A 14,876-nucleotide genomic window follows, 5' to 3' on the forward strand; every position below is an offset into this window, starting at 1 on the left:
CGCGCCATTGAAACGGAAACACACATTATGAACACACCTTCAACCGACTCCACGACCCCGGCCGTCGCCTCAGCGGGCCTGAGCGCGCGCGCCGCGCGAAGCTGGGATTTGATCAACAAGTCCGGCATCGTGATGGTGTTCGTCATCCTGTTCGCGGTCCTGTCGTTCACCGTCCCGGACTTTCTCAGCTCGCGCAATATCCAGGGCTTGCTGCTTTCCGTCACGCTGATCGGCTCGATCTCCGTGACCATGATGTTCGTTCTTGCGCTCGGTGAAGTGGATCTATCGGTGGCGTCGATCGTCGCGTTCGCCGGTGTGGTCGCCTCGACCTTGATTACCGCGACGCATAGTGTGCTGTTCGGCGTCGCGGCCGGCGTGCTCGCGGGTGGCGCGGTCGGACTCGTGAACGGCGTGCTGGTCGCGCGCTACAAGATCAACTCGCTGATCGTCACGCTCGCGATGATGGAAGTCGTGCGCGGCCTCGCGTACATCACGTCGAACGGCGACGCCGTGATGATCTCCGAAGAGCGCTTCTTCGACCTCGGCGGCGGCTCGTTCCTCGGCATTTCATTTCCGATCTGGAGCAACATCGTCGGCTTCCTGCTGTTCGGTTTCCTGCTGAAGAAAACCGTGTTCGGCAAGAACGTGCTGGCCGTCGGCGGCAACGGCGAGGCGGCCTTGCTGGCGGGCTTGCCTGTCACGCGGATCAAGATCACAGTGTTCGTGTTGCAAGGACTCGTGACCGGCTTCGCGGGCGTGATGCTGGCCTCGCGTATGAGTCTCGGCGACCCGAAAACCTCGGTCGGGCTCGAACTCGGCGTGATCTCGGCGTGCGTGCTCGGCGGCGTTTCGCTGACGGGCGGTGTCGCGACGATTTCGGGTGTGCTGGTCGGCGTGCTGATCATGGGCTCGGTGCAGGACGCGATGAGCCTGCTTAATGTGCCGACGTTCTACCAGTACCTGATTCGCGGCGGCATTCTGCTGCTGGCGGTGCTGTTCGACCAGTACCGCCGCAGCAAGCGCGTGCACTGACGCGAGTCCGGCTTGAAGGGTGTGTCCACAGGGAGATGTCATGGCTGATTCGAAGCAGAGCAAAAAGCCGCTGCGCAGTCAGGCGTGGTTCGGCCTGAAGGACCGCGACGGCTTCATCCATCGGTCGTGGATGAAAAACCAGGGCATCCCCCACGATGAATTCGACGGACGCCCGGTGATCGGCATCTGCAATACGTGGTCCGAACTGACGCCGTGCAATGCGCATTTCCGCGAACTGGCGGAATACGTGAAGAAAGGCGTGCACGAAGCGGGCGGCTTGCCGCTCGAGTTTCCGGTGATGTCGCTTGGCGAGACCAACTTGCGGCCTACCGCGATGCTGTTTCGCAACCTCGCGTCAATGGACGTCGAGGAGTCGATTCGCGGCAATCCGATGGACGGCGTGATCCTGCTGGTCGGCTGCGACAAGACCACGCCCGCGCTGCTGATGGGCGCGGCTTCGTGCAATCTGCCGTCGCTGGCGGTGTCGGGCGGGCCGATGCTCAACGGCCGGTTTCGCGGCAAACAGATCGGCTCGGGCACGGGCGTGTGGCAGATGTCGGAGGAAGTGCGCGCCGGGTCGATGACGCAAGAGGAATTCACCGAAGCCGAGTCGTGCATGAACCGCTCGCGCGGCCACTGCATGACGATGGGCACCGCGTCGACGATGGCGTCGATGGTCGAATCGCTCGGCATGGGGTTGCCGCACAACGCGGCGATTCCCGCCGTCGATGCGCGTCGCCAGGTGCTCGCGCATCTCGCGGGCCGGCGCATCGTCGAAATGGTCCGCGAGGATCTGACGATGGACAGGATCCTCACGCGGCAGGCGTTTGAAAACGCGATCCGCACGAATGCGGCGATCGGCGGCTCGACCAATGCGGTCGTGCATCTGATCGCGCTGGCCAAACGCATCGGCGTGCCGTTGTCGCTGGAGGACTGGGAGCTTGGGTCGAAGGTGCCATGTCTCGTGAATCTGCAGCCGTCGGGTGAATACCTGATGGAAGACTTTTACTATGCGGGCGGTGTGCCGGCAGTGTTGAAGCAGCTCGGCGAGCAGGGGTTGCTGCATCGCGATGCGCTGACCGTGAACGGCAAGACGATCTGGGACAACGTGCGCAACGCGCCGAATCACGACGAGAAGGTAATCACGACGTTCGCCGAGCCGTTCAAGCCGGAGGCGGGCATTGCGGTGCTCAAGGGCAATCTTGCGCCGAACGGCGCGGTGATCAAGCCGTCCGCGGCCACCGCGGCGCTGCTCAGGCATCGCGGTCGGGCGGTGGTGTTCGAGAATATCGAGGAACTGCACGCGAGGATCGACGACGAGTCGCTCGACATCGACGAGCACTGCGTGATGGTGCTCAAGGGTGCGGGGCCGAAGGGGTATCCGGGCTTTGCGGAAGTCGGCAATATGCCGCTGCCGAAAAAGGTGCTGCAAAAGGGTATTACGGACATGGTGCGGATTTCCGACGGCCGCATGAGCGGCACGGCCTACGGCGCGGTGGTTCTGCACGTGTCGCCCGAAGCCGCGGCGGGCGGTCCGCTCGCGTTCGTGCAGACCGGCGACATGATCGAACTGGACGTTGCGGCACGCCGCCTGCATCTGGATGTGAGCGACGACGAACTCGCGCGTCGGCGTGCCGCATGGCAGGCGCCCGAGCTGCCAGAACGCGGCTATTACAGGCTTTACGTCGAGCACGTGCTGCAAGCGGATCAGGGTGCGGATCTCGACTTTCTGGTCGGATCGAGCGGCGCGCCGGTGCCGCGCGATTCGCATTGAGCGACACGTGATCGTTTTAGTGGTGGTTCCTGCTGGTTTTCTTCTGCTGGTTGTTCCTGCGCTTTGCGAGAAGGCGTACTGCCGATGCGGATTGATAATCCGCATCGGTTTTTTTCTTTTGGCTCCATCCGGAGCTTCGCAAGCGTGCAGACAAAATAAAGCGGCCAAGGCATTCAAATGCCCAGCCGCTTGATTTAAAACACAAGTTCAGCACCACCGGCTTTTAATCACCAGAGGATTTATATGTGCGAAATCGCATTCCGGCGCTTGCCGGAATGCCGGCGTTCAGATTATTGCTTGATAAACCGGTCGTTCGCCCAGAGGCCTTGCGTATCGCTATTGCCGGAATTCACGAATTCGACATCGTGGCCGACCACTCGCACGACCCGGAAATCCGAGTTCACCGGTGTGGAAACGCATTGATATCCTGAGAAGAATTCCTGCATCTTTTGCTGTTCACCGGCTTGCGCATGCTGGTCGGCGGCGTCGAGTTTGTCTTTCGACAGACAGCCATACGCGTTGGCCTTGAACTGGATGGTTTGCTGCGGCTTGATCACGACGTCTTGTGCCTGAACAGTCGCGGCAGCCAAACTCGCCATGGCGAAAACAAGGGCGAAACGTATTTTCATATTGACCTCCAGTGCGGGGCGGATGTTCAGGTTAGCTATGTATTTAACTTTAACGTTGAACACGCAACTCACACTCTAGGAGAACGCGAGAGAACGACAAGCACATCTTGTGTGCGGTCGCAACAGCGGCGAATTGTCGCACCGTCGGTCGCATGTGCTTAAACCTTGAGCAGCGTCTTAAACTGACGGCATTGAAGCGAATAAATAAAACATATGTGGCGCGCAGTGCTTTAACCAGCAAAGCTTTGCGGCACATACTCGCGTAAACGCGCAGCTTCAATTAAGCGAATTAATACAAGGAAAATGGAGACTTTGTGCATTGCACACAAAGTCATTCAAGCTGGTTGATCAGAAATGCGAAGTAACGGGGCAGATGCAGGACTTAAACAGTGCCAGGTGAGCGGGGCAGTCCAGTGGCACGTCCCGTGCAAGCGCTGTCGCACGGGATCGCGGGCTCAATCAGACCGCTTACCTGACCCGAAGAACTCCGACTGGAACAGGCACATGCGCAGCGCATTGTGATACTGGCCGTTGCCAAAGAATTCCTCGATCAGCTCGGCTTCATGCCTGAAGCCGCATTTCTCGTAGATGTGGATGGCTGCGGTATTCGATTTGTCGACGATCAGATAGATCTTGCGCAGGTTAAGCACTGAGAACGCGTAGTCGATCGCGAGCCATGTCGCGACGGTGGCATAGCCGCGCCCCTGTGCTTCGGGCGCGATGATGATCTGAAACTCGCCGCGCCGGTGGATGTAGTCCAACTCGATCAGTTCGACGACGCCGACGGTTTGGCCGCTGTTGTCGATCGCGACGAAGCGCCGTTCGCGGAGATCGTGCACGTGCTGATCGTAGAGCTGGGTCAGTTCGGAGAAGGTTTCGTACGGCTCTTCGAACCAGTAGCGCATGATCTTCGCGTTGTTGTTCACTTCGTGGACGAAGCGCAGATCGGAGCGTTCAAGCGGGCGCAGCGTGAGTTCGCTGCTGCGTTCGATCGTCATTGGAATCCCCTCGAAAGCCGGTGGTTTGAATGCGCGCGGGTCTGCCGCAGGTGCGCAGGCGCGTTCCGGTTAGTCAGGGCGCGGCGAGTGGAGTTCTTGCAACGTTTCGCGGTTTCGGAGCGCGTCATTGCAAACAGCGTGCGAAACGCAAGCAGAGTGAAAAGCGGCGACGGCAGGGCGTCGCGCGGTGCGCGTGTTTTTAAAAACGCCGCGGGGCTGAATGGGCACGTGCGGTGCTCTACAATGAAATCATGCTCCTGCGATCGGAGGCCACTGTGTTCGAGCAATTGATATTGGGCGCTTTTCTAGTCATTCCGCTGCTCATCGTCGCGTTTCTATTTTCCGACGAATTGTGGCAGGAGCACCGCCATCTGCACGACATGCGCCCCGTGCCTGCGAGACATCGGCGTATTGACTGGCGGCATCCGCTGCGTCGCGCGCGGCACCGTCTTTGAAGCGCACGGGGTCCGCTGCTGAATATTGGTGCGCGACTCCCGCGCGAATCGCCAAGAAAAAAGCCTGCCGCTTCGGCAGGCTAAAAAAGAGATCCACACTCAATGCCTTGAAGGCTACAAGGCATTGCCAGTCTAGCCGCGCCGCAGACGCCGCTGGTTTCAAAGCGCTTTACACATGTTACGGCGCATGACCACGCCCGGCGCTCATCGTCAGTCGGCGCGCCAATGCGCGCGAATGCGCTGCGCCACCGCTTCGAGCGTGTCCGTGTCGGCGACGTCGCGCGCATGCATCTTCAGCGCCTGGCCTTGCCAGCGCGGGATCACGTGAAAATGGACGTGCGGCACGGTCTGTCCGGCCGCCGCGCCATTGAATTGTCCGATGAAAACGCCATCGGGGCGCAACGCGGCGCGCACGGCGATCGCGAGTTTCTGGGTCATGCGCATGCTCGCCGTCAGCGACGCTTCCGACAACTCGAATATCTCGGCCGCCGCTTCTTTCGGCACGACCAGCAGATGACCGTCGGCTTGCGGCATCAGATCCATGAAGGCCAGCGCCGCATCGGTTTCGGCCACTTTGATGCAGGGCAATTCGCCGCGCAGAATCCGTGCGAAGGGATTATTGGCGTCGTAGGTCATCGCGTCGTTTCCTTTGCTGGTTGCAGGGTTCAAGTTGGATGGGGCGGTATCACCAGTATTGTCCACGACATCTGTTACAGCGCGCGTGCCGCGCGCTTGATTGTTTGCGGCGGCTGACCGTAGGCGCGCAGAAAAGCGCGCCGCATCCGCTCGGTATCGATGAAGCCGGTCTCGGCCGCGACCGCTTCCATCGAATGACGGCCCGCTTCCAGCATGGAACGAGCGGCTTCTACGCGCAATGCCTCGATCGCTTTGGCCGGCGATTGACGGGTCTCGTCGCGAAACGCGCGGCTGAACTGGCGCGGACTGAGGTGCGCGACGTCGGCCAGTTGTTCGACCGTCAACGGCTCGCGCAGATGGCTTTTCGCATACGACAGCGCGTTCTGGATGCGATCGGACTTCGGTTCGAGGTCCAGCATGGCCGAAAACTGCGACTGTCCGCCCGCGCGCCGGTGATACACCACGAGTTTCTTCGCGATCGCGCGCGAAACCTCCACGCCGAGGTCACTCTCGACGAGCGCAAGACACAGGTCGATGCACGCGGTCATGCCGGCCGAGGTCCAGACCGAGCCGTCGACGATGAAGATGCGATCGTCATCGATCCGCGCGTCGGGGACACGCCGTTGCAGGTCACGCGCATACGCCCAGTGGGTGGTCGCGTGGCGGCCGTCGAGGATCCCGGCCTCGGCCAGCACGAAGGCGCCGGTGCAGATGCTCGCGGTGCGGCGCGAGGCGGTGAGCGCATCGTTCAGAAACGCCAGCAGGCCCGGCGATGACGGCGCGACCTGCATCGCGCCCGTGACGATCACGGTGTCGTACGCCGGATCGCCGAAGGGCCGCGTGGCGATCTCGACTCCGGACGAACTGCGCACCATCCCGCCATGCTCCGAGATGACCTCAACTTCGTACTCAGGCTGACGGGCATCCAGATTCGCCAATTCGAATACGGAGACCGCGACCATATCGAGGATCTGGAAGCCGGGAAAAACCACCACGCCAACATGCCTCATTACGATGTCCTAAAACGAGGTAAATACGACATTTGAGACAAAAGACTACGCGCCTAGACTTGCCTCGTCAACACCGCCATGCCGGACGGAACAGAGGTGGCAGCGGTGACTCACGGTCTTCCCATTCATCGGACAGGGCACCGGCGCGACGCGCCGAACCCGCAAGGAGAGCTTCAAATGGCAACGCAAGCAAGCAAAGGGACAGCATTGGTGACGGGGGCGTCGTCGGGTATCGGCGCGGTGTACGCGGATCGCCTCGCGCGGCGCGGCTTCGACCTGATTCTGGTCGCGCGCGACGTGCAGCGGCTGAACGGACTGGCCGAGCGGCTGACGCGGGAAACCGGGCGCCATGTCGAGTCCGTCGTTGCCGACCTGACCGTCAAGGGTGATGTGCGCCGCATCGAAGAGCGGCTGCGCGCGGATCGCGCGATCACGATGCTGGTCAACAACGCGGGAGTCGGCGCAACGGCCTCGCTGATCGATTCGGACGTCGACGAGCTGGAGAAGATGATCGAACTGAACGTGACCGCGCTCACGCGCCTGACGGCGGCGGCCGTGCCCGGCTTTGTCGAACGGGGACAGGGCGCCGTCATCAATATTTCGTCGATCGTTGCGCTGTCGCCCGAGACCCTGAACGGCACGTACAGCGGCACCAAGGCGTATGTGCTGAACCTGACGCAGTCGCTGCATCACGAAGTGGGCGACAAGGGCGTGCGCTTGCAGGCCGTGCTGCCGGGCGCCACCAGCACCGCGTTCTGGGATCGTGCGGGGCTCGCGGTCGAGAATCTGCCCCCGCAGATCGTGATGACCGCCGAAGACATGGTGGACGCCGCGCTCGCCGGTTTCGACCAGGGCGAACTGGTGACGATCCCGTCATTGCCGGATGCGGCTGACTGGGAGCGGCTGAACAACGCTCGCCAGCATCTGCAGCCGAATCTGTCGCACAAGCTGCCGGCTGCGCGTTATGCACGCGCCAAGGCCGCCTGAGAGCGAGCGAGGACGCGCGCGGGCCGGACAACGCGAAAACGCCCGCCGCGCGGCCAATAAAAAAGCGCGCCCGGCATATTTGCCGCGCGCGCTTTTTTATCCTGCAGCGCCGCAACCTCAACCGCCGCTCAAACCACTCACTCGCTCACCGCCACCTGATTCTTCCCATCCCGCTTGGCCCGATACAGGCCCATATCGGCGGCTTCGATCAGCGTCGTCACCGGCTCGGGCTGCGACGGCACGCGCGTCGCCGCGCCGATGCTGATCGTCACCATGCCGGTCGCGGAACCCGAATGCAGGATCGCCAGGTCCTCGATCGCGAGGCGGATTTTTTCCGCCAGCAGCCGCAAGCCGCCCGCCGACGTGCCCGGCACCACCACCGCGAACTCTTCGCCACCGAAGCGCGCGGCGAGATCCGGCGAGCGTCCCAGGCAGGATTCGACGGTTTGCGCGACGCGCTTGAGCACTTCGTCGCCGGCGACGTGCCCGTAGGTGTCGTTGTAGGCCTTGAAGTTATCCACGTCGATCATCAGGAAGCCGATGGCGGTTCTGTCGCGCGTGCCGCGACGCCATTCGGCGGCCAGATACTGATCGAGGTAGCGCCGGTTCGACAAACCCGTCAGCCCGTCCGAATGCGTGAGCCGCTGCAATTCGAGGTTGGTCGCGAGCAACTGCTGCTGCGATTGACGCAGCGCCTGGTAAGCCTCGTCGCGCTGCAGCAGGTTCAGATACGAGCGCGAGTGATAGCGGATTCGCGCGATCAGCTCGATACGGTCCGGCAGCTTCACCAGATAGTCGTTCGCGCCGGCCGCGAAGGCCGCGCTTTTCACGAGCGGCTCCTCCTTGGTCGACAGCACGATGATCGGAATGTCGCGCGTGGCCGGATTCTGCCGGTATTGCCGCACCAGCGTGAGGCCGTCCGTACCCGGCATCACGAGGTCCTGAAGGATCACGGTCGCGCGCGTTTCCTCGGCGCACAGCACGGCTTCTTCGGGCGACGCGCAATAGTGGAAGTCGACGCTCGCTTCGGCGGCCAGCGCCTGGCGGATCGCCTCGGCGATGATCGCCTGGTCGTCGACCAGCAACACCATGATCGGGCACTCCGCCGCGGGCGGATTGCCGAGGATGCGCGCTAACGCGTCGTCGATGGCGAGGTTGGACGCGTCTTCCGCGTTCTCCACGAGCGTCTGCGGGTTCGCGTCGTCTTCCGCGAGTCTCCGCGCGGCGGCGTTCTGATGCGGTTTAGGGGTGTCCATGTTGTTCAGCCAGAATGAATGTCAGTGAATCGGGCTCGTCGGTGGCCTGGTGGTGGTCTATCGGGCGCTGGCCGCCGCTGCCAACGCGGCGGCAATGCGCGGCAACGGCAGGATCGCGGCGGCGGCGTCGAGCGCCGCTGCCGCCTTCGGCATGCCGTACACCGCGCTGCTCGCTTCGTCCTGCGCGATCGTGTGATAGCCCTTGGTGCGCATCGCCTTGAGGCCGATTGCGCCGTCGCGGCCCATGCCGGTCAACAGCACACCGATTGCGCGCGCCGGCCAGCGTGCTACCACGCTGTGAAAAAACACGTCGACGGAAGGGCGGTACGGCGTTTCTTCCGGCACCCGCGTGTAGCCGAGCACCTCGGGCAGCTTCAGATGCAGATGATCGTCGGTGGCGGCGAGCAGCACGACGCCCGCTTGCGGCCGGTCGCCTTCGCGTGCGATACGCACCGGCAACGCCGATTGCTGGTTCAGCCAGTCGGCCATGCCGGCCGCGAACGCGGCGTCGACGTGCTGCACGATCACGGTTGCCGCGTTGAAATCCTTCGGCAGCGCGGCGAGCAGGGTGGCGAGCGCGGCTGGCCCGCCCGCCGACGCGCCGATCGCCACCAACGGCGTATCACGACTGGTCACGCGCGCGATCCCCGCGGCGGCCGCCGCGCCGGGCGCATGACGTTCCTTGATGAGCGCGCCGATGCGGTCGATCTTCGCGATCAGCATGGCGATGCTCTTGTGCGCGTCGGGGCCGTTCAGCGCCGGTGTATCGACGGCGTCGAGCGCGCCCGCACCCATCGCTTCGTAGACGCGCCACGCGTTCGCGCCCACGTCGACGGTGACGATCAGGATCGCGCACGGCGCGCGCGCCATGATGCGGCGCGTGGCTTCGACCCCGTCGACGTTCGGCATCACGAGATCCATCAGTACGATGTCGGGCCGTTGCGCGGCGCAGAAGTCGACCGCCTGCTGCCCGTCCTGCGCGACCCACAACACGTCGTAATCGCGGCGCGCCGCGAGCGCGCGCCGCAACGCCTCGACGGCGAGCGGCATGTCGTTGACGATTCCGATCTTCATGAGTTTTACCCGTAGGCCTCGCCGATCAAGTCATGCACGGCATCGAGCAGTGCTTCGTCATGGAAACTGCCTTTCGCCAGATAATAGTCGGCGCCCGCGTCGAGCCCGGCGCGGCGGTCCTCTTCGCGATCCTTGTACGACACGATCATGACCGGCAGCGCGTGCAGCTGCGGATCGCGCTTGATCAGCGTGACGAGTTCGATGCCGTCCATGCGCGGCATGTCGATGTCGGTGATCACGAGGTCGAAGCGTTCGCCGCGCACCGCGTTCCAGCCGTCCATGCCGTCGACGGCGATCGTCACGTCGTAACCGCGCGTGGCCAGCAGCTTGCGTTCGAGTTCGCGCACGGTGAGCGAGTCGTCGACCACCAGCACGCGGCGCGCGGAGCGCTTTGCGCTCAGGGCGCCGCCGGGCTGCGCGTGCTTCAGAGCGCCGCCCGCGACGAGCCGTTCGACCGATCGCAGCCAGTCGTCGACATCGGCGATCAGCACTGGATCGCCGTTTTCCATCAACGCGCCGGCCGTGATGTTGCGGATCTTGCCCAGGCGCGGGTCGAGCGGCTGCACGACCAGCATCCGCTCGCCGAGAAAACGGTCGACCACCACGCCGTAGGTCTGCGGGCCGTCGCCGATCACGATCATGCAGATCGCGCCGCTGACATCGGCGGGCGGCGCGGCGTCGAGAATCTGGTGCGCGGTAACCACGCCGATGCGCCGGCCCGAGAACGCGATGTGCTGATGGCCTTCGAGCAGTTCGATGTCCGCGCGGCTCACCTGCAAGGTGCGGTTCACGTGTGCGAGCGGCACCGCGTAGGGCTCGCCCGCGACTTCGATCAGCAGGCTGCGGATCACCGACAGCGTGAGCGGCAACTGCAATTGCACGCGCGTGCCGAGCCCAGGCTCGTGGGTGATCCGCACCGTGCCGCGCACGCGCTTGACGACGTCGTGCACCGCGTCGAGCCCGACGCCGCGGCCCGACACCTCGGTGACCTGATCGCGCAGCGAGAAGCCGGGCAGGAACAGGAATTCGAGCAGCTCGGCCTCCGACAGACGCGCGGCCGTCTCCTCGCTCGCCAGCTTCTTGCGCACGATCGACGCCCGCAGCGCGGCGAGATCGATGCCCGCGCCGTCGTCGGACACGGTGATCAGCAGCGCGCCGGCCGTGTGACGCGCGTCGAGCGTGAGCGTGCCTTCTTCCGGCTTGCCGCGCGCGAGCCGCACGGCGGGCGCTTCGATGCCGTGGTCGAGCGCGTTGCGCAGCATGTGGCCGAGCGGCGCTTCGAGCAGATCGAGGATGTCGCGGTCCACCTGGGTCGATTCGCCGACCAGTTGCCAGCGCACTTTCTTGCCGAGCGAGCGCGCGACGTCGCGCACCATGCGCGCGAGTCCGCCGGTGCCGTCGCCGAACGGGCGCATCCGGCATTGCAGCGCGGCGTCGTAAAGCTGTTGCGACAGATGCGTCGAACGGCGATCGAAGCTCTCCAGATCGGCGAGACGTTCACCGAGCAGATGCTGCGACTCGGCGGTGAGGCGCCGCAGTTCTTCGAGCGCGGCATGTGCGCGCGGGTCGAGCTTCTGGTCGGCGAGGGCTTCGTGCAACCGGTCGAGCGCGTGGGTGCTGTCGCGCTGCACGCGTTTGACGCGCAGCATGGATTGCGCGAACGGCTTCAGCCAGCGTGATTCGACCAGCGATTCACCGGACAGCGACAGCAGGCGGTCGAGGTTGTCGGCGCGCACGCGCAGCATGCGGCCGGATTCGGTGGTTGTGCTGTTGGCGGTGTTGGCTGCGGCGGGTGGTGCAGCGAATGTGTCGGCCACGGCGCTCGCGGGCCTGACGCTCGCGGCGGGGGTGGCCGTGGCTTCGGCACGCAGCGCGCCGGCCAGCAGGTTGAACGCGGCATCGGCATCGGTGTCGGCGGCAGCTCCGCTTGGGGCAGCGGATGGCTCAGCGACTGCGCCGGATGGCGGCGCCGAAACAGCGGCGACCGGTCGCACCGCATCGCGCCGCGCTGCCGCCCCATGCGGCACCACGCCCGCCATCCGCGCCTGCAACGCGGCGACGCACGCGCCGACCGCGTCGCGCGCCGATTCGTTTTCGTTTTTGCCGATGCGCGCGATGATATCGACGCCGCGCAGCAGCTCATCGATCCATGCGGCGTCGAGCAACGCGCGTCCTTCCTGCGCAGCGACGAAGCAGTCTTCCATCGCATGCGCGAGTTCGACGCCGGCCTGCACGCCGACGATGCGCGCCGCACCCTTCAACGAATGCGCGGCGCGCATGCAGGCCTCGAGCGCGGCGGCGTCGCCGGGCACGCGCTCGATCACCAGCAGGCCGTCGTTGAGCACGCGCGCCTGAGTCCGTGCTTCTTCGCGGAAGAGGTCGATCAGCGACGGGCGGCGCGGGTCGTCGGTCATCCGAGGCTCCGGTTCAGCGTGTCGAAGAGCGCGTCGGCGTCGAGCACGCCGACGCTCAGACCACGCCACGGCGCGACCGCGCGCGTGTGCGCGGCAGCCGCTTGCGACAGCGTCGCGGGCGGCGCGCAGAAGCTGGCCGGCGCGAGACGATGCACGCCGTCGACCTGATCGACGGGAAATACCGCGCGCTCTTCGCCGCGCGACACCACCAGCAGGCGCGGCAAGTCGTGACGCGCGCGCTCGTCGCGTGCGGCGATGGCAGCGTTGGTGCCAATGGGGGTGCCGGCCTCGAAGCCGAGCAGATGCGCAAGCGACAGGCACACCAGCAATTCGCCCTGCACGTTGACCACGCCCAGCACCGCGCGATGCTGCCGATGCGGCAACGTCCGAATGGGCCGCGTCTGCACGATGCGCTTGAAGATCGGCGTGGCAAGGGCGAGCCATTCCTCGCCGATGCGGAACACGAGGAACGATTCGCCCGCGGCGTGAGCGTCGCGCTGCTCATGCGCGGGCGCGCGAAGGTCGTGGCGCGAGAGATCGACGAGCGGAATCGGCTGTTCGAGCAGTTTGGCCGCGGCCGTTTCGAACACCGGGCAATTCAGGCAGCGCACATATTCGGTGAGCCGCTCGCACGACGAGTCGCCGCGCACGCCGATGCGGTTCCAGCAATCGTCGAAGCCCGCGATGCGATGTTCAATCACGTGCCGCTCCCTGCGCGCGCGACGCGCGTTGTATCAAGCGGCGCGCAGCGTCGCGATCGCCTTCGAGTTCGAGCAGCATCGCCAGATGCGCTAGCGCTTCCGCATGCTGCGGATCGAGATAGAGCGCCTTGCGGTACTGGCTGCGAGCGAGGTTCGTTTCGCCGTTGGCATCGGCCAACACGCCGAGTAGATAGAACGCGTCGGCGTGCGGCGCATGTTGTTCCAGATAAGCGTTGATCGCGGCGGCGGCTTCCATGAGGCGGCCTGCGTCGGCTAGCGCGTGCGCGGCTTGCAGCGTGTCGCGGGCGGCGCTGACTGGTGCGTCGATCTGCGGCGGTTGCGGGCCGTGCGCCGACGGCATGCGCGGATGCGGCGCGAGCGTGTTGCGCAAGATGGACTGCATCGCCCCGTCGAACGGTGCGATTTGTGTCACGCCGTCGAACGCGGCGCGTGCAACCGGATCGGGCCACGCGAACGGCTCGGCGGAAAACGCCTGCGCGGGCGCGAGCGCGGACACCGGCGAAGGGCTCATCACGAGCGCGGCGGCGGCGGCAAGCGGCGCGGCCATGGGCCAGCCATTCGACAGCGGATCGGCGGGCGCCGCGCGCTGGAACGCGAACGCCAGCGGAATCTTCGCGGACTGCATGCCGTGGCGCACCAGCAAGCCGGTTTCCGCCGGACCGACGAACATCGTACCGGTGTCGGCCAGCACGCTATTGAGCGCGTGCAAAGCGGTTTGCTGCGCTTCGCGGTCGAAGTAAATCAGCACGTTGCGGCAGAACACAAAGTCGTAGATGCCGAGCGACGTCGCGTCGAGTTGCATCAGATTGGCGCGCGAGAAGCGCACCGTTTCGACGATGCGCGGCGCAAGACGCCAGCCGTCCTCGGTGCGCGTGAAATGCGCGTCGCGAAACGCGAACGCATTGCCGCGAAACGAATTGCGTCCGTAGACCGCGCGCTGCGCGAGCGCGAGCGACCGTTCGCTGATATCCATCGCGTCGATGCGAAAGCGCGTGGCGTCGATGCCCGCGTCGAGCAAGGTCATCGCGATCGTATACGGCTCTTCGCCGGTCGAGCAGGGCAGGCTGAGGATGCGCAGCGGCAGTCCCGCGCCACGCTCGTCGAGGCGCTCATGCGCGAGCCGCGCGAGCGCCTTGAACGCGTCGGCGTCGCGATAGAACCAGGTCTCCGGCACCACTACGGTTTCGATCAGCGCCTGCACCATCGCTGGCGATCTCTGCGTCGCGTCCCAGTAGTCGGCGAGCGAGTCCTGCGCGTGACCCTCCGCGTACCACGCGGCGGCGCGCTGATCGACCGCACGCTCGATCGCGCTATGGCCGAGCGACGCCGCGTCGAGCCCCATGGTTCGATGCAGCAGCTCGGCGAAGCGTCGATAAAGCGGCGTGTTGTCCTGATGCGCGTTCATGCATGCGCCTCGGGAAACAGCAGCGCCTTGACGTCTTCGGGCAGCAGATGTTCGACGCGGACCCACTGCACCAGGCCACCCGCGTCGCTCGCGACCGGGCCGAGATAGCGCGCGTGCGGCAGGTCGATGCCGGTCTCGTGAAATGCTTCGGCATCCAGACGAATCGTGCGGGTCGCGCCTTCGAGCAGCAGCGCGAGCAGACGCACGGCGCCCGCGTGCGGGTAGCGCATCAGCACGACGCGCGTCGACATCAGTTGCGCGGCGGGACGGCCGAGCGCGAGCGCCGGCAGGTCGATCACCGGCAGCGGCGCGCCTTCGTGATCGAACACCCCGGCCACCCACGACGGCGCGCCGGGGATCGCCTTCGGCGGCGCTTGCGGCGTGAGCGGCATCAGACGCTCCACCTGCGTCGCGTCGATCACGTAGCGTTCGCTATCGAGCGTGAAGAGGATGAAGAGCATCGGCGTGTGGGCGGGCGGTGATG

Annotated in this window: 14 protein-coding genes; 4 read left to right on the forward strand and 10 right to left on the reverse strand. The window is 64.9% G+C overall.

What is annotated here, in order from left to right; all coding sequences use genetic code 11:
* Positions 1-27: 27 nt before the first annotated feature.
* Positions 28-1,032 (forward strand): L-arabinose ABC transporter permease AraH, encoded by a 1,005-nt coding sequence (gene araH, locus FVF58_RS11725; RefSeq protein ID WP_149670068.1) that lies wholly within the window; start codon positions 28-30, stop codon positions 1,030-1,032.
* Positions 1,033-1,072: 40 nt separating this feature from the next.
* Positions 1,073-2,806: an IlvD/Edd family dehydratase gene (locus tag FVF58_RS11730; RefSeq protein WP_149670069.1), complete on the forward strand. Its 1,734-nt coding sequence runs from the start codon at positions 1,073-1,075 to the stop codon at positions 2,804-2,806.
* A 290-nt stretch (positions 2,807-3,096) separates the two neighbouring features.
* Here the strand turns inward: FVF58_RS11730 and sap1 are convergent, their stop codons facing one another.
* Both sap1 and speG read right to left on the reverse strand, forming a co-directional pair.
* Entirely contained in the window at positions 3,097-3,435 is a 339-nt protein-coding gene (gene sap1, locus FVF58_RS11735; protein ID WP_149670070.1) for a surface attachment protein Sap1, read from the reverse strand.
* A gap of 455 nt (positions 3,436-3,890) precedes the next feature.
* Positions 3,891-4,433: a spermidine N1-acetyltransferase gene (speG, locus tag FVF58_RS11740; protein WP_149670071.1), complete on the reverse strand. Its 543-nt coding sequence runs from the start codon at positions 4,431-4,433 to the stop codon at positions 3,891-3,893.
* Positions 4,434-4,708: 275 nt separating this feature from the next.
* Here speG and FVF58_RS11745 point away from each other — a divergent pair, with 275 nt between their 5' ends.
* On the forward strand, positions 4,709-4,888 hold the full coding sequence (locus FVF58_RS11745) for a hypothetical protein (RefSeq protein WP_149670072.1): 180 nt from the start codon (positions 4,709-4,711) through the stop codon (positions 4,886-4,888).
* Positions 4,889-5,098: 210 nt separating this feature from the next.
* On the opposite strand, the gene FVF58_RS11750 is transcribed toward FVF58_RS11745, so the two are convergent.
* Both FVF58_RS11750 and FVF58_RS11755 read right to left on the reverse strand, forming a co-directional pair.
* The gene (locus FVF58_RS11750; RefSeq protein ID WP_149670073.1) at positions 5,099-5,524 is read right to left on the reverse strand and encodes an HIT family protein; all 426 of its coding nucleotides are present in this window, start codon (positions 5,522-5,524) and stop codon (positions 5,099-5,101) included.
* A gap of 74 nt (positions 5,525-5,598) precedes the next feature.
* Entirely contained in the window at positions 5,599-6,534 is a 936-nt protein-coding gene (locus tag FVF58_RS11755; protein ID WP_149670074.1) for a GlxA family transcriptional regulator, read from the reverse strand.
* A 177-nt stretch (positions 6,535-6,711) separates the two neighbouring features.
* On the opposite strand from FVF58_RS11755, the gene FVF58_RS11760 reads away from it, so the two are divergent.
* Positions 6,712-7,521: an SDR family NAD(P)-dependent oxidoreductase gene (locus FVF58_RS11760; protein WP_149670075.1), complete on the forward strand. Its 810-nt coding sequence runs from the start codon at positions 6,712-6,714 to the stop codon at positions 7,519-7,521.
* Between the two features lie 137 nt (positions 7,522-7,658).
* Here the strand turns inward: FVF58_RS11760 and FVF58_RS11765 are convergent, their stop codons facing one another.
* The 6 genes from FVF58_RS11765 to FVF58_RS11790 are packed head-to-tail and all read right to left on the reverse strand — an operon-like array spanning position 7,659 to position 14,853.
* Complete coding sequence (locus tag FVF58_RS11765) at positions 7,659-8,777, reverse strand: diguanylate cyclase (RefSeq protein WP_149670076.1); 1,119 nt, start codon at positions 8,775-8,777, stop codon at positions 7,659-7,661.
* Between the two features lie 57 nt (positions 8,778-8,834).
* Positions 8,835-9,851 carry a chemotaxis response regulator protein-glutamate methylesterase gene (gene cheB / locus FVF58_RS11770; protein ID WP_149670077.1) on the reverse strand — a complete coding sequence of 339 codons (1,017 nt, stop codon included), beginning with the start codon at positions 9,849-9,851 and terminating at the stop codon, positions 8,835-8,837.
* A gap of 5 nt (positions 9,852-9,856) precedes the next feature.
* Complete coding sequence (locus FVF58_RS11775) at positions 9,857-12,265, reverse strand: hybrid sensor histidine kinase/response regulator (protein ID WP_149670078.1); 2,409 nt, start codon at positions 12,263-12,265, stop codon at positions 9,857-9,859.
* Complete coding sequence (locus tag FVF58_RS11780) at positions 12,262-12,966, reverse strand: chemotaxis protein CheW (RefSeq protein ID WP_149670079.1); 705 nt, start codon at positions 12,964-12,966, stop codon at positions 12,262-12,264. The genes FVF58_RS11775 and FVF58_RS11780 overlap by 4 nt, the downstream gene beginning before the upstream one ends.
* Positions 12,959-14,392, reverse strand: a complete 1,434-nt coding sequence (locus FVF58_RS11785; RefSeq protein ID WP_149670080.1) for a CheR family methyltransferase — start codon at positions 14,390-14,392, stop codon at positions 12,959-12,961. The genes FVF58_RS11780 and FVF58_RS11785 overlap by 8 nt, the downstream gene beginning before the upstream one ends.
* A complete protein-coding gene (locus FVF58_RS11790) occupies positions 14,389-14,853 on the reverse strand; it encodes a chemotaxis protein CheW (RefSeq protein ID WP_149670081.1) in 465 nt (154 codons plus the stop codon). The genes FVF58_RS11785 and FVF58_RS11790 overlap by 4 nt, the downstream gene beginning before the upstream one ends.
* Positions 14,854-14,876: the final 23 nt, after the last annotated feature.

The sequence above is a fragment of the Paraburkholderia panacisoli genome, assembly GCF_008369935.1.
GTDB classification, from domain to species: Bacteria; Pseudomonadota; Gammaproteobacteria; order Burkholderiales; family Burkholderiaceae; genus Paraburkholderia; species Paraburkholderia panacisoli.